Annotated in this window: 20 protein-coding genes, 1 tRNA gene, 1 rRNA gene and 1 pseudogene; 18 read left to right on the top strand and 5 right to left on the bottom strand. The window is 34.3% G+C overall.

Annotated elements, in window-relative coordinates; all coding sequences use genetic code 11:
* A 5S ribosomal RNA gene (rrf, locus tag AC1RPN_RS06050) occupies positions 1-76 on the top strand; the annotation flags it as partial.
* A gap of 70 nt (positions 77-146) precedes the next feature.
* Here rrf and AC1RPN_RS06055 read toward each other — a convergent pair.
* Together AC1RPN_RS06055 and helD are read right to left on the bottom strand one after the other, a co-directional pair.
* Positions 147-219, bottom strand: a tRNA-Thr gene (locus tag AC1RPN_RS06055).
* Positions 220-266: 47 nt separating this feature from the next.
* Positions 267-2,510 carry an RNA polymerase recycling motor HelD gene (helD, locus tag AC1RPN_RS06060; protein WP_481761804.1) on the bottom strand — a complete coding sequence of 748 codons (2,244 nt, stop codon included), beginning with the start codon at positions 2,508-2,510 and terminating at the stop codon, positions 267-269.
* A 341-nt stretch (positions 2,511-2,851) separates the two neighbouring features.
* Here helD and trpS point away from each other — a divergent pair, with 341 nt between their 5' ends.
* The gene (gene trpS / locus AC1RPN_RS06065) at positions 2,852-3,868 is read left to right on the top strand and encodes a tryptophan--tRNA ligase (RefSeq protein ID WP_481761803.1); all 1,017 of its coding nucleotides are present in this window, start codon (positions 2,852-2,854) and stop codon (positions 3,866-3,868) included.
* 45 nt (positions 3,869-3,913) lie between these two features.
* Positions 3,914-4,831, top strand: a complete 918-nt coding sequence (locus tag AC1RPN_RS06070; RefSeq protein WP_481761802.1) for a Ppx/GppA phosphatase family protein — start codon at positions 3,914-3,916, stop codon at positions 4,829-4,831.
* Between the two features lie 25 nt (positions 4,832-4,856).
* Here the strand turns inward: AC1RPN_RS06070 and AC1RPN_RS06075 are convergent, their stop codons facing one another.
* The 3 genes from AC1RPN_RS06075 to AC1RPN_RS06085 all read right to left on the bottom strand — a co-directional run bounded on the left by AC1RPN_RS06075 (position 4,857) and on the right by AC1RPN_RS06085 (position 7,188).
* Positions 4,857-5,609 (bottom strand): amino acid ABC transporter ATP-binding protein, encoded by a 753-nt coding sequence (locus AC1RPN_RS06075; RefSeq protein ID WP_481761801.1) that lies wholly within the window; start codon positions 5,607-5,609, stop codon positions 4,857-4,859.
* A 12-nt stretch (positions 5,610-5,621) separates the two neighbouring features.
* A complete protein-coding gene (locus AC1RPN_RS06080; RefSeq protein ID WP_481761800.1) occupies positions 5,622-6,323 on the bottom strand; it encodes an amino acid ABC transporter permease in 702 nt (233 codons plus the stop codon).
* Positions 6,324-6,402: 79 nt separating this feature from the next.
* Positions 6,403-7,188 carry a transporter substrate-binding domain-containing protein gene (locus AC1RPN_RS06085; protein ID WP_481761799.1) on the bottom strand — a complete coding sequence of 262 codons (786 nt, stop codon included), beginning with the start codon at positions 7,186-7,188 and terminating at the stop codon, positions 6,403-6,405.
* 114 nt (positions 7,189-7,302) lie between these two features.
* Here AC1RPN_RS06085 and AC1RPN_RS06090 point away from each other — a divergent pair.
* The 15 genes and pseudogenes from AC1RPN_RS06090 to AC1RPN_RS06160 form a co-directional block, all read left to right on the top strand.
* Positions 7,303-8,574, top strand: a pseudogene (locus tag AC1RPN_RS06090) (hydroxymethylglutaryl-CoA reductase, degradative); the annotation flags it as partial.
* Positions 8,575-9,549 (top strand): IpaB/EvcA family protein, encoded by a 975-nt coding sequence (locus AC1RPN_RS06095; protein WP_481761798.1) that lies wholly within the window; start codon positions 8,575-8,577, stop codon positions 9,547-9,549. It abuts the pseudogene before it with no gap.
* Positions 9,549-10,028: an NUDIX domain-containing protein gene (locus AC1RPN_RS06100; protein WP_481761797.1), complete on the top strand. Its 480-nt coding sequence runs from the start codon at positions 9,549-9,551 to the stop codon at positions 10,026-10,028. Before AC1RPN_RS06095 ends, AC1RPN_RS06100 begins: the two co-directional genes overlap by 1 nt.
* 17 nt (positions 10,029-10,045) lie before the next feature.
* Entirely contained in the window at positions 10,046-10,378 is a 333-nt protein-coding gene (locus tag AC1RPN_RS06105; protein ID WP_409021927.1) for a hypothetical protein, read from the top strand.
* A 148-nt stretch (positions 10,379-10,526) separates the two neighbouring features.
* A complete protein-coding gene (metG, locus tag AC1RPN_RS06110; protein WP_481761796.1) occupies positions 10,527-12,560 on the top strand; it encodes a methionine--tRNA ligase in 2,034 nt (677 codons plus the stop codon).
* A gap of 78 nt (positions 12,561-12,638) precedes the next feature.
* Complete coding sequence (locus tag AC1RPN_RS06115; RefSeq protein WP_481761795.1) at positions 12,639-13,409, top strand: TatD family hydrolase; 771 nt, start codon at positions 12,639-12,641, stop codon at positions 13,407-13,409.
* A 1-nt stretch (position 13,410) separates the two neighbouring features.
* Positions 13,411-13,983 (top strand): ribonuclease M5, encoded by a 573-nt coding sequence (rnmV, locus tag AC1RPN_RS06120; RefSeq protein WP_409021930.1) that lies wholly within the window; start codon positions 13,411-13,413, stop codon positions 13,981-13,983.
* Positions 13,976-14,875, top strand: coding sequence for a 16S rRNA (adenine(1518)-N(6)/adenine(1519)-N(6))-dimethyltransferase RsmA (gene rsmA, locus AC1RPN_RS06125; protein ID WP_409021931.1), 900 nt, complete (start codon positions 13,976-13,978; stop codon positions 14,873-14,875). The genes rnmV and rsmA overlap by 8 nt, the downstream gene beginning before the upstream one ends.
* Positions 14,876-14,967: 92 nt before the next feature.
* Positions 14,968-15,204: a Veg family protein gene (locus AC1RPN_RS06130; protein WP_409021932.1), complete on the top strand. Its 237-nt coding sequence runs from the start codon at positions 14,968-14,970 to the stop codon at positions 15,202-15,204.
* A 118-nt stretch (positions 15,205-15,322) separates the two neighbouring features.
* A complete protein-coding gene (ispE, locus tag AC1RPN_RS06135; RefSeq protein WP_481761794.1) occupies positions 15,323-16,177 on the top strand; it encodes a 4-(cytidine 5'-diphospho)-2-C-methyl-D-erythritol kinase in 855 nt (284 codons plus the stop codon).
* 29 nt (positions 16,178-16,206) lie between these two features.
* Positions 16,207-16,797: a cysteine hydrolase family protein gene (locus tag AC1RPN_RS06140; RefSeq protein WP_481761793.1), complete on the top strand. Its 591-nt coding sequence runs from the start codon at positions 16,207-16,209 to the stop codon at positions 16,795-16,797.
* A 369-nt stretch (positions 16,798-17,166) separates the two neighbouring features.
* A complete protein-coding gene (locus AC1RPN_RS06145) occupies positions 17,167-18,390 on the top strand; it encodes a serine hydrolase (protein ID WP_481761792.1) in 1,224 nt (407 codons plus the stop codon).
* 331 nt (positions 18,391-18,721) lie between these two features.
* Complete coding sequence (locus AC1RPN_RS06150) at positions 18,722-19,684, top strand: metal ABC transporter substrate-binding protein (RefSeq protein WP_481761791.1); 963 nt, start codon at positions 18,722-18,724, stop codon at positions 19,682-19,684.
* Positions 19,685-19,693: 9 nt separating this feature from the next.
* Entirely contained in the window at positions 19,694-20,386 is a 693-nt protein-coding gene (locus AC1RPN_RS06155) for a metal ABC transporter ATP-binding protein (protein WP_481761790.1), read from the top strand.
* Positions 20,347-21,174 (top strand): metal ABC transporter permease, encoded by an 828-nt coding sequence (locus tag AC1RPN_RS06160; protein WP_481761789.1) that lies wholly within the window; start codon positions 20,347-20,349, stop codon positions 21,172-21,174. Before AC1RPN_RS06155 ends, AC1RPN_RS06160 begins: the two co-directional genes overlap by 40 nt.
* The last annotated feature ends 65 nt before the right edge of the window (positions 21,175-21,239 follow it).

A 21,239-nucleotide genomic window follows, 5' to 3' on the forward strand; every position in this document is an offset into this window, starting at 1 on the left:
CGAACACAGAAGTTAAGCTTCTTAGCGCCAAGAGTAGTTGGGGGTCGCCCCCTGCGAGGGTAGGACGTTGCCATGCTAATAATAAATAAAAAAAGGACATTAACATAATTGTTAATGTCCTTTTTTTATGCGATTGTAAAATAAAAAGCCGCTTACCGGATTTGAACCGGTGACCCCCACCTTACCATGGTGATACTCTACCTACTGAGCTAAAGCGGCATTACTATAAAAGTCTATAGTAATATTAAAAATAAATCAACCTAAATTTAAACAATCAAAACACTAGAATTATTTATGGAATTCGTAAGCAACGGAGATAGTGACTCAATGGAAAAGATAGTTAAGGTATGCATTGCTCGTGAACAAAGAGTATAAAGGGTACCAAGATCATTTTTTGAAATATAATTTTTTTTTGAAATATCAAAAGCAATAACAGAATCAAATTCCAAGCCTTTAGCTAAATAAATAGGTAATATTATTGTTTCTTCTGGAATTTTTCTGTCGCCATCTGTAACCATTGTTAATTTTACTAATGATCTGAGTTCACTATATAGTAATTTACATTCAGCCAAATTTTTAGTGATGATAGTTACTGGTTGGTTATTAGTATCACCATTTTTAATTAGGGCTATTAAAGATGCTAGTGCAGAAGCCCGGGTTTTACTAAAGTATATTTTAGGTAATTCGCCATGACGTGTGAATGATTCAATGCTATTTCCGTCTGGTAGCAATGATTTTGCAAAATTAGTAATTTCAAATGTTGATCGGTAACTTTTATTTAAAATAATTAAATTAGTTTTTTTAACTTGTAAAATATGATTTAAATTTTCTAAAAATTTAGCTGGTAAGATTAAATCATAGAATAAAGCTTGCTCACTATCTCCTAAAAGTGTTAATTTAGCGTTAGGAAAACAATTTTTTAAATATAAGAGTTGCAGCGGAGAGTAATCTTGAATTTCATCAATAAAAAGATGTTCGATATTTCTATTTTGACCATCACCCGTTAGTAAGTCTCGTAGCAATAGTAGTGGTGTGGCATCTAATAACGTGATTTTATGAAGCTCTAAGTTTGATTGGAATGATTTTTTTTCTTCTATTGAAATTGTAATTTCAAGGAATTTAGCATATTGCTCATAAATATCAATAAAATAATTATTGTAAATCGCATCATATACAATATTAAAGCGATCTTTTAATATAATGGTACCAATATATGATATTTCTTTATCAATACTATCAAATTCATCGCGTTCATAATCACTTAAATATGTTTCATATTGAGAATCAGATAACGAATCAATTTCTTCACGCATCCAATCAGATTCTGCCATTTCGGCAATTCTAGTTTTTAATCGTTTTGTTAGTGTATTTTTTGTTGCGGTAAATTTATCTGATGACAACATATTATGTGGTAGATGTGTAAATATATTAGCGATTTCTTCTTTTTTAAAGAACGGGATACCTTCATAAATGATATCTGTGAAGGCTAATTCAGATGAATCTACTGCATTTAAGTAATTTTCAATTGTTTTTTTTAAAAGTGCATTACCTCTTAAATCAGATGAAGCATGTTTATTGTTTGACTCATAATTTTCAAATAAGGTTTCAACCTTTAATCCTTGAAAACGATTAGAGAAGAATTCGGCTAACGTGACTTGTCTCATGTTCTTTTCGCCCAGGCTAGGTAGTACATCGGAAATATAGTGACTGAAAAGTAGATTTGGAGAAAATAATATAATTTGATCCGCATTTAGTGATGTTCTTGAGTGATAGAGTAGAAATGCAATACGTTGTAGAATAGCGGATGTTTTCCCACTTCCGGCAACCCCCTGGACAACTAATAAGTCACTTGTTGTATCTCGAATAATTGTGTTTTGTTCTTGTTGAATTGTAGAAACAATATTTTTCATCTGTGTGTCACTTTGTTCGCCTAAAACTTGTTGCAATAATTCATCGCCAATTGTTTCATTGGTATCAAACATCGATAGGATTTTACCTTCTTTAATTTGAAATTGACGTTTTTTGGATAATTCTGTCATTTGAGTTCCTTGTGGTGTCTTATAAGAAATATGACCCAATGCGCCGTTATAATAAATACTTGAAATAGGTGCACGCCAGTCATGTATTAGAAAATTTTGATGATCATCTACTAGAGAGGCTAGACCAATATAGAGTTGTTCCTGTTCTGGATCGCCATCGTCTTGGATGTCGATACGTCCAAAATAAGGTGAATCGCCTAATTGTTTTAAAGTATGAACCTGTTTTTCTAATATTTCTTCAGTTTGGATAGTCGTGGCGACCAATTGTTTCTGTTGTTGCACTTCGGCATTCGTTTCAATTCTATCATCAACTTCAAAAGTATTGATTTTGGCATTATCTACATAGTTTTTTTCAACTGATGAGGTTTCTTTATGTGCTTTTTCACATAGTTCGGCTGTTTTAATAGATTGGTGATTAATTTCAGTAATAATTGAATCAACTCTATTTTGTTCGATTTCTTCTTCTGACATCTTAATGCCCCCTTTGTACTATTGACCTAGTTTAAAGGTTTTTGAAATATTCGTCTAGTATTTAATATTATTTGATTTTTTCTGTTGAACACGCTACACTTACACTAATAGATAATTCATTGATTATTGCGAAGTAGGAACGCCAACTAGAACAGGGACATACTGATTTTGCTGGAAGGTATGGTGGCGGACTGAATTGGATATATGAGAATTTTGGGTAACCTCCTTATCGGTAAGTGGCAGAATTTTATTCTGCAATTTAGGTGGTACCACGAGACAGTCGTCCTATTGTTATTTACTAACAATAGGACTTTTTTTATAGATAGAAAGGGAGCGTAAATATGACAAAAAAAGTAGTCTTATCAGGGGATCGACCTACGGGGAAACTACATATCGGGCACTACATCGGTTCATTAAAGAATCGTGTTGAAATGCAAAATTCTGGTGATTATGAGATATTCATCATGATTGCTGATCAACAAGCTTTGACAGATAACGCACGTGATCCGGAAAAAATTAAAAATAGTTTAATTCAAGTAGCGTTAGATTATCTAGCGGTTGGTATTGATCCAAACAAATCAACTATTTTTGTTCAATCTCAAATTCCTGCATTAACGGAACTAACAAGTTATTACTTGAATTTGGTAACTGTTTCTCGCTTGGAACGTAATCCTACAGTTAAAGCTGAAATTCAACAAAAGAATTTTGAACGCAGTATTCCTGCCGGATTTTTTGTTTATCCGGTTAGCCAGGCTGCAGATATTACAGCATTTAAAGCAACAGTTGTACCTGTTGGCGATGATCAAGAACCAATGATTGAACAAACACGCGAAATCGTTAGAAGTTTTAATACAATTTATCAACAAGATATTCTTGTTGAACCAGAAGGTGTCTTCCCTCCAAAAGGGCAAGGACGTTTACCTGGATTAGATGGTAATGCAAAAATGAGTAAGTCACTAGGAAACGGGATTTTCCTTGCCGATGATGCGGAGACATTGAAGAAGAAAGTAATGTCAATGTATACAGATCCAGATCATATTCATGTTGAAGATCCAGGTAAAGTTGAGGGTAACATGGTATTTACTTATCTTGATATCTTTGATAAAGATACTGAAAAAGTTGCCGAACTTAAGGCCCAGTATCAAGCAGGTGGCTTAGGCGATGTTAAAATTAAACGTTATTTAAATGAAGTACTTGAAGCTGAGTTAGCTCCAATTCGTGAACGACGAGCTGAATTAGCTAAAGATCCTGAAGCCATTTATGCAATGTTAAAAGCGGGTAGTGATAAAGCTAATGCTGTTGCAAACCAAACATTGAACGAAGTTAGAGATGCGATTGGAATTAATTATTTTAACTAGTTCGGTTGTGAAACGTTTCTTTGATTTAGTATGAGGTGAGTAATAATGGAAAAGTTTGTTTTATTGGATTTGGGTTCAAATTCGGTTCGATTATCAATTAACGAACAACTTGATAATGGACAATTTAAAGAAATTAAGCGTTTAAAATCGGAAACACGATTATCTGAAGGGATGGGGAAATCCCGAGTGTTACAGGAACATGCGATGGCTAGGACAATTGAAGCCTTAGTTAGTTTTAAAAAACAATATGATATTTATGGACCGGTTGCTGTACATGGAATTGCCACTGCAGCTGTACGAATGGCTCGAAATCAAAAAGAATTTTTACGTCGAATTAAAGAGGCAGTTGGTGCTGATATTGAAGTTTTAAGTGGGGATGATGAAGCTTATTACGATTATATGGGTGTAATGGAAGCCTTACCAATTCATGATTGCTTGATTTTGGATACAGGTGGCGCAAGCAGTGAATTAATCCATGTGGTTAATCGAAAAGTGGTACATCTTGTGAGTTTGCCATTTGGTGCAGTGACTTTATCCGAAAAATATTTAAAAAATGAACAGATTACGAGTAAAGAATTATTTCAGTTAATGGAGTACTTGGTGACCGCTTTTCAAAAGTTGGAGTGGTTGAAGGAAGCAATGGAGTTGCCCCTCGTACTACTTGGCGGCTCAAATCGAATTATTGGACGTTTAAACCGCAAAAAACAGAAGCTAATTAATACGGAGGCAATTAATGGCTATCAATTGTCACGTAAGGCAGTTTCATTAACTTTTGAGGACTTGGTAGGCTTGACGACTAAAAAGCGTGCACAAGTCAGTGGTATAGCTTCTAACCGTGCGGATATTATTGTAGGTGGAATTGCACCAGTTGTTGTTCTGGGACAATATTTAAATTCTGTTGGTGTCATTTTTTCTGAAAGTGGTGTCCGAGAAGGTTATTTAACAACTAAATTAGGTAAATAAAAAGACATCAAAAATTGATGTCTTTTTATTTTGGTAAAATATCTTCGAATGTCATTGCTGATAAAAATTTTTGAATGCGTTCTGTAGGGTGATTGAAAAATTCGTCTGGTGAACCATTAAATAAGATATTGCCATCTTCTAGAAAAATGATATTATTGGCAACAGCTTTTGCAAAGGCCATATTATGAGTAACGATAACCATTGATTTTTTTTCTATATCCAACTTAAGTAGAACTCTTAAAACCTCTGCTTCTAATTCAGGATCTAGTGCAGAAGTTGGTTCATCAAATAATAAATATTTAGGATTCATTGCCATTGCTCTAGCAATAGCTACACGTTGTTGTTGACCACCAGATAACTGGCTTGGATAGTAATTAGCACGATCTGAAAGACCGACTAATTCTAAAAGTTCTTCAGCGCGTTGTGCAACAATTAATTTTTGTTCCTTTAAAACGTGAAGGGGTCCTTCCATAACATTTTTCAAAACAGTTAAATGAGGAAATAAGTTATAGTCTTGGAAAACCATACCTGTTTCACGACGAACTTCCAAAATTGTTTTTTCACTGATTGGTTGGGTAAAGTCGATCTTTTTATCATCTAATGAGTAGAGACCTTCTTCGGGTTGTTCTAATAAATTAAATGAGCGTAATAAGGTTGATTTACCGGAACCAGAAGGACCAACGATGACGGTTGTTTCGTTTTCTGGTAATTCAAATGACAACGATTTTAAGACTTTATGTTGGTCGAAGTATTTATTAACATTTTCAAATTTAATCAAAGTTAAGACCTCCTAGTTATTTTTAATGTAACGCGATGTTCTTTTTTCTAGATAATATTGACCAACGTTTAAAATTGAGCAAAAGACTAGATAAACGACCGCTACTTCACAGTATAAGGTCATAGGTTCATAAGTTCTTGCCGCAATTTGTTGACCAACGGAAAACATTTCGACAATCGTGATTGAGAAGGCTAATGACGTATCCTTTATTAAACCAATGAAACTATTTGATAAAGGTGGAAGTGAGACCCGTGCTGCTTGTGGTAAAATAACGCGAAATAACACGGTTGTGTGTGTCATACCAATGGCGTAACCAGCTTCCCACTGACCTTTTGAAATTGATAGAATAGCTGCACGAATTGTTTCCGATGCATAAGCACCAACGTTTAATGAAAAAACAATAACAGCGGCACTGAATGCGCCGAATTCAACTGTATAAGGTGCTGGTAATCTAGGTAGTCCATAAAATAGGATAAATAATTGCACAATCAAAGGCGTTCCTCTGAAAATCCAAACATAGAATGAAAAGAATGCTTTACCAATCCCTTTTAAAATTTGGGTGAAGGTACTGCCTTTTTTTATATCTGATATTCGAACTAGTGCGGTGATAATTGCGATGATGATCCCGATAACGAATGAAATTATCGTCAAAGGGATAGTGTAGCGAATTCCAGCTTCTAAAATGGTTGGGAGTGAATCAATAACAAGTTTCATAAACGCGGAACCTCTCTTAATCTATTATTAATAAAAAAAGACTGATGACAAAATGGATTTTGCACCAGTCCTTTTGGAATTATTTATTTGTGATGTCGCTACCAAAATATTTTTTTGATAGTTTTGATAATGAGCCATCAGCACGTAATTCTTTAAGTGCTTTGTTTAATTCTTTTTGTAATTTTGGGTTGTCCTGTTGGATTAAGCCAGCAACTTTTAATGCTGGAATTTCAGAACCTGTTGAAATTGTTTTAATGTTCGTATCAGGTTTTTCTTTTAAGTATGAATAGACAGCATCGTTACTGTTAATGGTACCATCAGCCCGACCATCTAGGATTAAACTGATTGTATTTGCAAAATCATCTGTTGAGACAACATCAGCACCAAGGCGTTCAGCATCGGCTCCATTTTCACTTGTAACCGTTTGTGCCATCTTTTTACCCTTAATATCTTTAATCGTTTTAATAGAAGAGTTATTATTTTTGACGACTAAAATTGATTTTGAATAAATATAAGGTGATGTAAAGTTGTATTTATCTTGACGTTCTTTTGTAACACCAACGTTGTTTAAAACAACGTCGTATTTGTTAGCATCTAATCCTGCAACTAATGAATCCCATTTTGATTCGATAAATTTAGGCGTTAAATCCATTTTTTTAGCTAATTGTTTACCAAGATCAACTTCGAAACCAGTTAATTTATTGTTACTATCGTGGTAACTATAAGGGCGGTAAGTACCTTCTAATCCGATTGTTAATGTACCCTTTGTTTGTGTTACATCGGATGCTGTATCTTTCGATTTACCGCAGGCGGTTAAAGCAAGAGCAATCAATAACACACTGGCAAGACTTAATATTTTTTTCATTTTAGTACGCCCCTTTTTTTAAAAGTAATATATTATCTATCTATAATAGCGTAAAATAAGCTAAGAAACCAATTATTTCTCTTACTAAAAGTAAAAACAACAAAAAGGACTAAGGTAATGACAAAATTTATAAAATTTTATCAAAAAAAATGGCATGATAGATTAATAACCTTATTAAATGACAATCTTATTTCAGATGATGAAAAATTAGAAATAGAAACGCATGCTCTTAATCATGAATTAGGGGATCAGATGACTGAAAATTATATAGCAGATTTTACCTTGCCAGAAGGTATTGCGTTTAATTATTTAGTTGATGGAAAAAAGATGACGGTCCCAATGGTAACTGAAGAACCTTCTGTAATTGCGGCAAATAATAATGGGGCAAAAATAATTGCATCTGCGGGTGGATTTACAACAAAAATTAAATCACGCTTAATGATAGGTCAAGTTATTTTAGAAAATATTGATGATGCGGATAACGTTATCAACCAAATTAATGAACAACAATTGAATTTAATTAAAATAGCGAATGCTGCTCGTCCTTCACTTGTAAAACGAGGCGGTGGCGCACGTTGGGTCAGAGTTCGAAAACTAGCAGCTGATCTAATTTCGGTAGATTTAGCAGTAGATGTTCAAGAAGCAATGGGCGCTAATAGTGTAAATACAATGATGGAGGCAGTTGGTGAAACGCTGCAAACACAGTTTAAACAAGACGTCCTTATGAGTATTCTATCCAACTACGCAACAGATTCATTAGTTGAATCAAGCTGCTCAATTCCTTTTACGTTGTTAGATTCTGCAGAAATTAGTGGTGAACACATAGCTAAGAAAATTGTCTCAGCAAGTCGAGTGGCTCAACTTGACCCATATCGTGCCGTCACACATAATAAAGGTATTATGAATGGGATTGATGCGGTTCTCATTGCTTCGGGAAACGATTGGCGTGCCGTTGAAGCAGGTGCTCATGCTTATGCTAGCCAAGATGGCCAGTATCGTGGCTTGACGAAATGGTCGATAGTCAGTGATAATTTAGTTGGCATAATTAAATTACCAATGCCCATAGGAGTTGTTGGGGGTTCGATTGATATTGTCCCAATGGTTCAAATTAATAAAAAAATGATGGGTATTCGATCAGCAAAAGAGCTTGCTAGTTTGGTTGCAAGTGTTGGGTTAGCTCAAAATTTAGCGGCACTTAAAGCACTTGTTTCTGAGGGTATTCAAAAGGGACATATGGGTCTTCAACTAAAATCACTGGCAGTTAAAGTTGGCGCTGTAGACGAAGAAGTGGCACAATTAACTGAGTTATTAAAAAATGAGAATCGACCAGATACAGAGGTTGCAACAAAAAAACTAAATGAATTAAGAAAAAAAGGGGATAATTAAATGGTTGAGATTACATTACACCAAAATACACAAAATTTAATTACTACAATTAAAGAACAATTTGATGGAGAAATTAAAATTCAATATGGTGGCGAAAAAGTTGGGTTTATTAAGCATCAACAAGTAGAATCTCGGTTAGAAGATGGAAATTTCATTATTAATGTGACTGATATTACAGCACCTGATTACTTGATTTCGCATGAACTATTCCATTTTTTCTTGCAACTTAATCAGGCACCTGAATTAATGTTAAAAATGACAACGGATGATTTTAATATCGACGATAAAATCAATGCGACGGCTGTTCAACTTTATGATACGGTTTTACATGGGACTATTTTTAGATTACAAGAAGAAAATGGGTTTATTGATGATAATATTAGAGAATTATTCTATCAAGGAATCTTGGCAACAGTGACTGCTGAACCTAAAGAAGGTAGCGGCCCAGATGAATGGGGAATGTACCGATTAATCACACTTTTAGATGCTTTGGTGTTCTTTCAAAATGAAGATATGGAACAAATTACTGAAAAATTCTTAGAATTTTACCCTATCGCAACAGATGCTGCACTTAAATTATTGGAAATCTTAACATCTAATGACTTACGTGCACCTTTTGAAGCTCGCCGAGCAACGGTTGCCTTATTTAAAGCCTTCGATGCACAACTTGAAGCGTGGAAATTACCAAAAATGTACTTAAATACGTTTGCAACGTTAACACCAGTTTTCAGTGAACGTCAATTAAAATTAGAAGTACGTCAATTGTTTGATATTATGCATTCTGAATTTAAAAGTAATGTTAATTTTGCGTCAGCTTATGTTGGTATTCAAAAGAATGATCAACAAAATGCATTTGTTATTACAGTACCTAGAAATGCGGATTCAAAAGAGGTTATTTTACGTACGTACGATATGACAGTGTTAGAATTAATGCAAACAATTAAGATGCGCTTTATAGTTAGAACTGCTGAATAATGATTGATTTAGCAAAATATAATCTAGCTGTTATCACAGCTGGAAACAACATTTTATTATTAAATCGTTTGAAAAAACCATATGTTGGTCTTTGGAATGGAATTGGTGGTAAACGTGAACCACAAGAATCTGAACTTGCAGGGATGCTTCGTGAATTATATGAGGAAACAGGAATCAAAATTACCGATTCTCAATGTAGACCAACGGGTTATCTTGAATGGTCAGTGGACGACGAATATCAAGCTACAATAGCGTTATTTCATATCTCTTTACAACAACCATTTGGAAAACAATATCCACAAAGAACACGAGAAGGTATTTTAGCAGACTTTCCAGTTGAATGGGCTTTGAATAAGCAAAACGTCGGACTAACACCTGATTTAGTTCCTGTGTTACCCTATATTTTAAAGGATGAATTTCATCGATATTTGACAAATTTTAATGGTTCACAATTAGTTGATTTTAAAATTAAATTATAGTGAAGGACTGTTGTAAAATGATTGAACACAGTGAAATTTTTACTCGATTAAATAATCTAAAGACTAGATTACAATGGCTAACTTATTTTCAGCGGTTTTTTGACTTCATTCTGTTTTACTTTGGTTTTTCTAGTTTTTTTGGTGGAAATCCAATAACGTTATTTGGAACAGTTTTCACAAAAGGTGAAGGGTTACTACTAACGTTGATGGTTGCGGCGATAACGTTTAGTATCACGGCACTGAAACAAGATCCAAGACGGGTTGGGCGGATTTTAATTACCATTTTAGATGGACAGCTATCTGAAAAAGAAATTATGATTATTCGTCAATTTCAAAAATATGCACGCTAATTTTAAAAGAGATAGTCTATGTTAAACTCACGGACTGTCTCTTTTTATTGCTTAAAATCGGCTGAAAACTATGATATACTGTTAAGGAGTTTATACAGAACGAATGTTAAAAAACACATGAAATACGATACGGAAAGGGTCTTAAAAAATGACAGAAAAACCCACATTTTATTTAACAACACCAATTTATTATCCATCTGGTAAATTACATATTGGAAATTCATACACAACAATTGCGTGTGACGTCTTAGCACGTTACAAACGCCAAAAAGGATATGATGTTTTCTTCTTAACGGGAACAGATGAACATGGTTTGAAAATCGAACAAAAAGCTGAAGAATTAGGGACAACACCACAAGCTTATGTCGACGGTATGGCTAGTGATATTAAAGAATTATGGAAAACCCTTGAAATTACAAATGATAAATTTATTCGAACAACAGATGATCAACATGAAAAAGCTGTGCAATATATCTTCGATAAATTACTTAAACAAGGCGATATTTATTTAGGAGAATACGAAGGCTGGTACTCTGTTTCTGATGAAGAATTCTTTACAGAATCACAGTTGGCTGAAGTTTTCCGTGATGATGACGGTAAAATGGTTGGTGGTAAAGCGCCAAGTGGTCACGAAGTTTCATTAGTTAAAGAAGAATCATATTTCTTTAAAATGAGTAAATATGCAGATCGTTTACTAAAATATTATGAAGATCATCCTGATTTTATTCAACCAGAATCACGTAAAAATGAAATGATAAATAATTTCATTAAACCTGGTTTGGAAGATCTTGCTGTATCTAGAACGACATTTAACTGGGGCGTAAAAGTTAAAAGTAACCCTAAACATGTTGTTTATGTTTGGATTGACGCTTTAGCAAATTATATTACAGCCTTGGGTTATGGTTCAGATGATACTGAACTATTTGATAAATATTGGCCTGCAGATGTTCAAATGGTTGGTAAAGAAATCGTGCGTTTCCATACGATTTACTGGCCAATTATTTTGATGGCGCTCGATTTACCTTTACCAAAACAAATTTTTGGTCATGGTTGGTTGTTAATGAAAGACGGTAAAATGTCTAAATCAAAAGGTAACGTTATCTATCCAGAAATGTTAGTAGAACGCTATGGATTGGATGCACTCCGTTACTACTTAATGCGCGCTGTACCATTTGGTAATGATGGTGTCTTCACACCAGAAGACTTTGTTTCACGTGTTAATTTTGATTTAGCTAATGATTTAGGGAACTTATTAAATAGAACTGTTGCGATGATTAACAAATACGATGGTGGTAAAATTCCAGCATTAAAGGGTAACGTAACTGAATTTGATGGAGACTTAGGTCAAACAGCTGAAGATACAATTACGGAATATACTGAATTAATGGATAAAATGGAATTCTCAGATGGATTAAATGCTATCTGGAAATTAGTTGCTAGAACAAATAAATATATTGATGAAACACAACCATGGGTTTTAGCTAAAGATGAAGCACGTAAAGCTGAACTTGATAGTGTTATGGTACATTTAGCAGCTAGTTTACGTGTGATTGCTGTCTTAATCCAACCTATTATGACGCATGCACCTAAAGAAATTTTTGAACAATTAGGTTTAGACACGGCAGATATGGCTATTGAAGAATTAAACTACTCTGATTTCCCAATGGACAGCGTCGTTGTTGAAAAAGGAACGCCTATTTTCCCACGCTTAGATGTTGAAGAAGAGATTGCCTATATTAAAGATCAAATGACAGTTTCAGATAAGAAGAAAGGGCGTAAAGCAATGGCAGTTAATGATACAGAGGATTCTTTAGATTGGAATCCAGAAAATGTGGCTCTAAACTTAACATTACCTCAAACGACATTTGATCAATTTGAGCCAAATGAATTAAAAGTTGCTGAAATTATTCAAGTTGAAAAAGTACAAAATGCTGATAAACTATTGAAATTTAGATTAGATGCTGGTGATCCTGATCATCGTCAAATCTTGTCTGGTGTAGCAGAGTTTTATCCTGAAACAGATGTCTTATTAGGAAAAAAAGTTGTGATTGTTGCGAACTTAAAACCGCGTAAGATGAAAGGCGAAATTAGCCAAGGAATGATTCTATCTGTAGAATACGATGGTAAATTGAAATTAATTACCGTTGATGAAGATATTAAAAATGGCGCAATTGTAGGCTAAATAAAGTAAGGACTGGAAACAAAACTTGGTTTTGCTCTAGTCCTTCTTCATTTTACTGCTAGAAAGGAGAGGTATCCCTTGGAAATATTTGACACACATACACATATTAATTCTGATGAATTTACAACGGAAATTCCTGAAGTTATTGAGCGTGCAAAAGCATTTGACGTGACTAAAATGGCAATTGTTGGATTTGATCAACCAAGCATTTTGAAATCACTAGAACTATCAAAAAGCTATCCTAATTTATATTCTATAATTGGTTGGCATCCAGAAGAGGCAAAAACCTACACACCGGAGACTGAAGAAGTTTTGATAGAACAATTACAGTCGCCAAAAGTTGTCGCAATGGGTGAAATGGGCCTAGATTACCATTGGGATACGTCTCCAATTGAAACGCAGAAAAAAGTTTTCAAACGTCAGGTTGAGATTGCGAAGGCGTTAAAATTACCAATTTCTATTCATAATCGAGATGCCTTTGAGGATGTTTATACAATCCTGAAAGAAGCTGATATTCGTGATATTGGTGGCATTATGCATAGCTTTAATGGTGATGCAAAATGGGCAGAGAAATTCTTAGACTTAGGGATGCATTTATCCTATAGTGGTATTGTGACTTATAATAGTGCTAAAGAAGTTCATGAAGCCGTTAAAGTGACACCAAGCAACCGAATTTTAATTGAAACAGATGCACCATATTTAACGCCAGAACCTTATAGAGGTCAGCGCAATGAACCAGGATACACAAGATACGTCTTGGAAGCTGTCGCAAAAATTCGAGAGAGTTCAAGTATTGATATGGCAGCGGCAACATTTAAAAATGCCGAAAACTTATTTAGGATAGGGTAATATGCAGAAAATTAGAGAAGTAATCGTAGTTGAAGGTCGCGATGACACAAAACGTATCCATTTAGCTGTTAATGCAGATACGATTGAAACACGTGGCTCAGCTATTAGTGACGAAACGTTAGATCAAATTGAACTGTTGCAAGAAACTCGAGGCGTAATTGTATTTACGGACCCTGATTTTTCTGGTGAAAAAATTCGTAAAACTATTTCAGCACGCGTTCCAAATGTACAGCATGCTTTTCTGAAAAAAAGTGAAGCTGTCCCAGATCATAAAGGGAGTTTAGGCGTTGAACATGCTTCAGTTGAAGCGATTCGTGAAGCGCTAGATCATTTGTATACAGAAATGCCTGATGGCGAAACATTGATCAGCTTAGAGGATTTACAAACGGCAGGATTGATTGCCGGACCGGATGCCAAAGCTAAGCGTGAAAAATTAGGTGAGTATCTCAAAATTGGTTACACAAATGGAAAACAATTATACAATCGATTGAAACTATTTCAAATTTCACCAGAAGAGTTCGTCGACGCATTGCAAGAAATTAACGAGACAATAACGGAGGAAAAACATGGCTAACAATGATGTGCCAGACATTGCTTCACCTATTAGAACTAAAGCAATTATGGAAACTTATGGTTTAACTTTTAAAAAGAGTTTAGGCCAAAATTTTTTAACAGATAAAAACGTACTAATGAATATTGTGGACGCCGGAGATATTACGGCTGAAGATGACGTTATCGAAATCGGACCTGGTATTGGGTCATTGACTGAACAATTAGCAAGACGTGCACATCATGTTTTAGCAATTGAAATTGACCAAAATTTGATTCCTGTACTTGGCGAAACACTAAGTCCATATGATAATGTTGATATCGTGGAACAAGATATTTTAAAAGCTAATTTACCAGCGTTAGTAGAAGAACATTTTGATGGACAGCATCCATTAAAATTAGTCGCTAATTTACCTTATTACATTACAACGCCCATTATCATGCATTTACTAGAAACGGCGGTTAAATTAGATAAAATCGTTGTTATGATGCAAAAAGAAGTGGCAGAACGAATTGCAGCTGATCCAGGTAGTCGTACATATGGATCACTAACGGTAGCCGTTCAATATGAAATGGATGCTGAAGTCGCATTCGTTGTTCCAAGAACCGTCTTTATTCCACAACCTAATGTTGATTCAGCTATTATTGTTTTGAATCAAAAAGAAGGCGACGTTGAACGCCCAATTAGTGAAAAGGTCTTCTTTAAATTAGTTAAAGGAAGTTTCCAACATCGACGTAAAAGTTTATGGAATAATTTACAATCAATTTATGGTAAAACACCAGAAATTCGTGAAGCGTTACAAGCAGCATTGGATGCATCAGAAATTTCTGCTCAAATTCGTGCTGAAAAACTAAGTATTCATGAATTTATTGTTTTATCTAACAATCTTATCAAAGTAGAAGAGAAATTTAATTAACTTCTTATTGAACTACTGATGTTCGATGTGGTATAATTGCAAATCTTGTGAAACTATGGTATGATGTTTCACATAAGAAGGTGAAGCCCATCATGCCAGAAACTTTAGCCAGCATCAAAGGTACGCTAGATGCCCAAGTCGGAAAAAATTTAACGGTAGTTGCTCAAGCCGGTAGAAAGAAAACTACAGAACGTAAAGGGATTTTACGCGAAACATTCCCAGCTATTTTTGTAGTCGATTTAAACCAAGATGAGAATTCATTCGAGCGCGTTTCATATAGCTACACAGACGTATTAACAAAAAATATTGAAATTGATTTTGAAGATTAAAAATAAGTATAAAAGCCTAGGTAGGGATGTTTTTAGAACATCTTAACTTAGGCTTTTATTTTTAGAAATAATTAGTATAATTAGAGTTAATTAAGGACTTATAGGATTAGGTGAGAACATGGAGATTCGTGAAAAAGCCCCAGCTAAAATCAACTTGAGTTTAGACACCCCATTTAACCATCAAGATGGTGAACAAGAATGGCGAATGGTGATGACATCAGTTGATTTAGCAGACTACTTACATATCAAATCGCTAGACGATCGAACGGACATTACAGTGGAAACTGATAGTGGTTTTTTACCGTGTGATCACCGAAATTTAGCCTATAAAGCAGCAAAAATTTTACAGGATAAATTTCAGATTAAAAAAGGTGCCCAAATACATATCAAGAAGCAAATCCCAGTTGCTGCTGGGCTAGGTGGCGGTTCATCAGATGCAGCAGCCGTTTTACGTGCTTTGAATCAATTATGGAAACTCAATTTATCTTTAGCAGAGTTGGCAAAAATTGGTTTAAAAATTGATTCTGATGTGCCTTACTGCGTTTATAGTAGAACGGCTCATGTAACGGGTCGTGGTGAGAAGATTGCTATTTTAAAAGACTTACCCCCTGTTTGGTTAGTGGTTGCAAAACCTAAGATTAGTGTTTCAACACCAACTATTATTAGACAAATTGATTATACGCGACTCACTCATCCAAATGTAAACGCCGTTGTGAATGCAATTGAGGACGACGATATGGATGCCATAATTGATAATCTAGGTAATGCGCTTGAACCGATTACAGCTGAACGTCATCCCGAAATTACACGTTTAAAAGAAAAAATGATAAAATTTGGGGCAGATGCAGCAGAAATGAGTGGATCAGGCCCAACTGTATTTGCGATATGTCGTAAAAAAAGTCGAGCACAGCACGTCTACAATAGTTTAAAAGGTTTCTGTGAAGAGGTCTACCTAGTGAGACCGTTAAGTTGATTTTATTGCGATAATTAGCATAATTTGTTATGTTGAAGGCATTAAATACAACTGAAAATGAGGGACAACTTGTGGAAGCCTTAATTGAAATTGACTATACAAATGATTTTGTAGCGACAGATGGACACTTAACGGCGGGAAAACCTGCTCAAGAGATTGAAGCTCGAGTGATAGAATTAATGAATGAGTTTGAACAAAAAGGTGATTATGTTGTTTTAGCAACTGATATTCATTATGAAAATGACCCATTTCATCCAGAAACTAATTTATTTCCACCACATAATATTGCAGGTACAAACGGTCGTAAATTCTATGGTGAGTTGGAGCCTTGGTATCAGGCGCATAAAGATAAATCAAATGTTTATATGATGGATAAAACGAGATATAGTGCTTTTGCGGGAACGGATTTAGATTTAAGATTACGAGCTCGGTCAATTGAAACAGTGCATTTAATTGGTGTTTGCACAGATATTTGTGTTTTGCATACCGCAATTGACGCATATAATTTGGGCTATAAGATTGTCATTCATGAAAAGGCGACAGCTAGTTTTAATCAAGCTGGACATGTATGGGCACTGTCACATTTTAAGGATTCTCTGGGTGCAGAAATTAAAGATTAGTGGATTTAGTACAGCTATTGTTGGAAGAGAGTGTTGTCACTTTGTGATAGCACTTTTTTTTATTAAAAAATTGGAGATAATGACTAATTAAGCGACTAGTTAAGAACGCATCCTTCTATTTACATACTACCTAATATAGGTTAACTTTATAACTAAGACATGATTTAATGTAGCGTGTTAGATTAATCTAATTTGCAAGAAAATGGGGGATTGTCTTTGGGAGAATAAAAGCCATATTTGGGGAAAGGTATGGAGGAAACATAAGTGTTGATAGTTAGTTTATGAGTAACAGATATTGAGTACATATATAGAAAAAATAGGGATGTAATGAAGGATAAGTTAAAGTCCTAAAAATTACGAGGTGAAGATATGAAAATTTGTTCGAAATGTGGGTCTCAGAATGAAAATGATGCATTATACTGTGATAATTGTGGGCAACCGTTAGAAAATAAAAATGTTGCTCCTATGAAAACATGTCCGCAATGCAACATAGCAAATAAGGTTGAGGATCAATTTTGCAATAATTGTGGCTTTAAATTTAATCCGAAAGCGCAAGATACTAATAAAGTAGCAGCGCCAATAGTAAACAATGAAATAACAGAAAAACGAGCTAAAAATAACAACCCGATGAAAATAGTTTTAGGAATTATTTTACTTGTTATTATAGCGGGTGGCGGTTATCTTATAGCTGGAAAGTTAACGCACAAAGATAGTGTACCGACGAAGGAAACAACTACTGCAGTATCTAGCTCAAAAGAAAAGAAAACATCGGAAAAAACGCAATCTTCAGAAAATAGTTTAGTACTAAATAAAGTTAAAATTAAGAATGATATTGCAACATATATGGATGACGTTGATGGAAAAAATTCGGTCTACGTTTCGTTAACAGATGGTAGTGCACCGGTAGTTGAAAATAATCATGCGCAAGGATCAGCCAGCATGATTAAATTATTTATTTTAATTACAGCTTATTCTATGGAAAAAGAAGGGACCATCAACCTAAAGGATAGCTATGTTTTATCAGAATCGGATAAGGTCGGTGGAACGGGAGAAATCCAGAATATGAGCGCAGGTACTAGATTGTCATATAAAGAATTATTAGAAAAAATGATTGATGACAGTGATAATACTGCTGCAAATATTGTGATTGATAAACTTGGTGGATTTGCTTCAATTAATACAGAAATTAAAAAATTAGGCGCAATTAATACAACAATTAAAAGAAAAATGATGGATACAGATGCCCTTAATTCAGGAATCGATAATAAAACGTCAGTAACAGATATGGGTAAAATTCTTAAAAAAATGTATAATCATAAATTAGTGTCTAACCAATCGGATCAGGCAATGCTAGATTTACTAAAAGAAAATAAAAATCTAACTAAATTACCATCGTCCTTACCAACTGGTGTTACAGTCTATAATAAGACAGGCGAATACAACGAATATGGTATTCAAAATGATGCTGCCATTATAGAAAAAGATAAAAAGGCATTTATAGTTGTGGCGATGTCAGAATCGGGAACTGAAGATAAGCAGATTCCGGGAATGAATAGGCTAGGATTAGAATTATATCAAGATATTCTAGAGTAAAATAAGAGTTACCAGATAAAATAATGAGACGCAACATCGTAACTAATGGTTAGTTATGATGTTGCGTCTTTTTGCGCGCAAGATATTAATAGTAAATTATATTTAATTCTAATGATATAGTTCACTTTTAAATTGGAAACGGTTCACTTGCTGACAGGTCGACTTTAAATACAGTTATTATAACAAGATGAACTTATACGAATGACAGCTTAACACCGTAGTGACACTTAAAAAAGTTGACGTAGCTGTACCTAAAATGATATTCTAATATTTGTCGGTAATGGTATTGATTACTATTTAGATTACGATTTGAAAAAATGAGGGAGAAACCATGCAAAAAAAATTAATTTTAGTAAGCATAGTACTCACGATGTTAGTTGTTGTATTGACCGGGTGTGGGCAAGGGGCAACTAAGAAAGAGTCTAATAAATTACAGGTTATCACGACATTTTACCCAGTGTATGAATTTACTAAGGCAGTTGCAGGCGATAACGCAGATATAACAATGTTGATGCCTGCCGGGACAGAACCGCATGATTACGAACCTAGTGCAAAGGATATTAGTAAAATTGCGAGGTCAGATATCTTTATCTATAGTAGTAATAATATGGAAACGTGGGTTAAAAGTTTGAAATCAAGTATTGATGAAAAACAAACGCAGATTTTAAATTCTAGTCATTCAATTAAAATGATTGATGAGAACGAAGAATTGAAAAGTGAAGAGGCTGAATTAGCTAATAAAGAAGAGGAAAGTTCATTTTCATCGACTAATAATTATGACCCTCATATTTGGTTAAATCCTGAAAACGCAAAAAAAATGGTTAAAAACATTTCAAATGAATTAATTCAGCAAGATCCTAAAAATGAAAAGTATTATGTAAAACGAACAAATGCTTATTTGAAAAAATTAACGGAATTAAATCAAGAATATAAAACGACATTTAAAAATGCTAAGAATAAAACATTTGTTACGCAACATGCTGCATTTGCTTACTTGGCAAAACAATATGGACTAACGCAAGTTGCGGTTGCGGGTATTTCTTCGGATGAAGAACCTAGTCCAAGACGTTTGGCAGAGCTACAAACGTATATTAAAAAGTATCATGTAGATACCATTTTTACTGAATCTAATGATTCTAGTAAAATTGCGAATATGCTAGCTAAAGAAACAAATATTAAGGTTAAAGGATTGAATCCAATTGAAGGACTATCAAAAGTTCAAATCGAAAATGGAGAAACATACCTTTCAGTTATGCAAGATAATTTAAAATCGTTAAAAACGGTTGTTAAATAAGGAGAATAGATGAAATATATTGAAGTCAAAGATCTTACCTTTTATTACGATGAAGAACCTGTTTTACAAGATATTAATTTCCACATTGATTCGGGTGAATTTGTCATTTTAACTGGTGAAAATGGTGCTGCAAAATCAACTTTAATTAGAAATGTACTTGGCCTATTACATCCGGCTAAAGGAACTGCTGAAATTTCTAAAACTAATTTAGATAATAAAAAATTACGTGTCGGATATATCCCACAAGAGATTTCATCATTTAATGCGGGGTTTCCGTCAACAGTATATGAACTAGTAGCATCAGGCCGTTACCAACAAAATCGTTGGTTAAGACGTCTGAATAAAAATGATCATGAACATATAAAAAAAGCACTTGAAACAGTTAATATGTGGAACTTTAAGAATCATAAAATTGGTGAATTATCTGGTGGTCAAAAACAACGTGTTTGTTTAGCCCGTATTTTTGCAGCAGATCCTGATTTATTTATTTTAGATGAACCAACAACAGGGATGGATGAACAATCGCGTCACGATTTCTACGAATTATTACAACATGAAGCCCATACGCATCATAAAGGTATCTTGATGATAACGCATGATCATGAAGATGTTTCAGAATATATTGATCGTCACATTAAATTAGTTAGAAAGGAGGACTCACAATGGAGATGTTTCTCGATGGATTCATGCAACGAGCTTTAATTGCTTCACTTTTAATGGCAGTAATTACGCCGTTATTGGGATTATTCTTAGTTTTAAGAAGGCAATCGCTTTTGGCAGATACATTGTCACACGTTTCGTTAGCAGGGGTCGCGTTAGGATTGTTTGTTAATATTAATCCAACAATTACCACACTGATTGTGGTTTTAATTGCCTCAGTTTTAATTGAATTTTTAAGCAATTTATACCGTACGTATTCAGAAGTTTCAATTGCCATTATGATGTCTGCCGGACTATCAATTGCCTTAGTTTTAATGAGTTTAAATCAAGGTGCCAGTTCAATGAGTGTACAGCAATATTTATTTGGTTCAATTGTGACGATTAGTTCAGCGCAGGTTATCATTTTAGCAATTTTAACTGTATTAATTGTCGTTCTCTTCCTACTATTCAAAAAGCCAATGTATGTTTTAACTTTTGACGAAGAGACGGCTTTTGCTGAAGGGTTACCGGTTAGATTGATGTCAATTAGTTTTAACGCAGTTACAGGTGTGACGATTGCTATAATGATGCCAATTGCCGGGGCACTACTCGTTTCTGCAATTATGATTTTACCTGCAGCAATTGCAATGCGATTGGGTCGTAGCTTTAATCTGGTTATTATAATTGGTGTGATAGTTGGTGTAATAGGGATGGTTGGCGGATTAATGTCATCTTACCAATTTAATACACCGCCTGGCGCAACGATTACGCTATTATTCATTACGATTTTCATTATATGCAGTATTATTAAAGTTATATCCGTTAGACTTCAAATTAATAAACAAAAATAAAACCGAATATTAACAATCAACAAGCTACTTTTAAAAATAGCTTGTTTTTTTATTAGAAAATCATT

It is taken from the genome of Dellaglioa sp. CoH-57-MRSF-20 (genome assembly GCF_056781955.1).

What these genes read in the sequence shown, in the direction of transcription:
- helD (WP_481761804.1), bottom strand. Translation starts at nt 2,510, where the DNA reads ATGTCAGAAGAAGAAATCGAACAAAATAGAGTTGATTCAATTATTACT.
- trpS (WP_481761803.1), top strand. Translation starts at nt 2,852, where the DNA reads ATGACAAAAAAAGTAGTCTTATCAGGGGATCGACCTACGGGGAAACTA.
- AC1RPN_RS06070 (WP_481761802.1), top strand. Translation starts at nt 3,914, where the DNA reads ATGGAAAAGTTTGTTTTATTGGATTTGGGTTCAAATTCGGTTCGATTA.
- AC1RPN_RS06080 (WP_481761800.1), bottom strand. Translation starts at nt 6,323, where the DNA reads ATGAAACTTGTTATTGATTCACTCCCAACCATTTTAGAAGCTGGAATT.
- AC1RPN_RS06085 (WP_481761799.1), bottom strand. Translation starts at nt 7,188, where the DNA reads ATGAAAAAAATATTAAGTCTTGCCAGTGTGTTATTGATTGCTCTTGCT.
- AC1RPN_RS06095 (WP_481761798.1), top strand. Translation starts at nt 8,575, where the DNA reads ATGGTTGAGATTACATTACACCAAAATACACAAAATTTAATTACTACA.
- AC1RPN_RS06100 (WP_481761797.1), top strand. Translation starts at nt 9,549, where the DNA reads ATGATTGATTTAGCAAAATATAATCTAGCTGTTATCACAGCTGGAAAC.
- AC1RPN_RS06105 (WP_409021927.1), top strand. Translation starts at nt 10,046, where the DNA reads ATGATTGAACACAGTGAAATTTTTACTCGATTAAATAATCTAAAGACT.
- metG (WP_481761796.1), top strand. Translation starts at nt 10,527, where the DNA reads ATGACAGAAAAACCCACATTTTATTTAACAACACCAATTTATTATCCA.
- rnmV (WP_409021930.1), top strand. Translation starts at nt 13,411, where the DNA reads ATGCAGAAAATTAGAGAAGTAATCGTAGTTGAAGGTCGCGATGACACA.
- rsmA (WP_409021931.1), top strand. Translation starts at nt 13,976, where the DNA reads ATGGCTAACAATGATGTGCCAGACATTGCTTCACCTATTAGAACTAAA.
- AC1RPN_RS06130 (WP_409021932.1), top strand. Translation starts at nt 14,968, where the DNA reads ATGCCAGAAACTTTAGCCAGCATCAAAGGTACGCTAGATGCCCAAGTC.
- ispE (WP_481761794.1), top strand. Translation starts at nt 15,323, where the DNA reads ATGGAGATTCGTGAAAAAGCCCCAGCTAAAATCAACTTGAGTTTAGAC.
- AC1RPN_RS06140 (WP_481761793.1), top strand. Translation starts at nt 16,207, where the DNA reads ATGTTGAAGGCATTAAATACAACTGAAAATGAGGGACAACTTGTGGAA.
- AC1RPN_RS06145 (WP_481761792.1), top strand. Translation starts at nt 17,167, where the DNA reads ATGAAAATTTGTTCGAAATGTGGGTCTCAGAATGAAAATGATGCATTA.
- AC1RPN_RS06150 (WP_481761791.1), top strand. Translation starts at nt 18,722, where the DNA reads ATGCAAAAAAAATTAATTTTAGTAAGCATAGTACTCACGATGTTAGTT.
- AC1RPN_RS06155 (WP_481761790.1), top strand. Translation starts at nt 19,694, where the DNA reads ATGAAATATATTGAAGTCAAAGATCTTACCTTTTATTACGATGAAGAA.
- AC1RPN_RS06160 (WP_481761789.1), top strand. Translation starts at nt 20,347, where the DNA reads ATGGAGATGTTTCTCGATGGATTCATGCAACGAGCTTTAATTGCTTCA.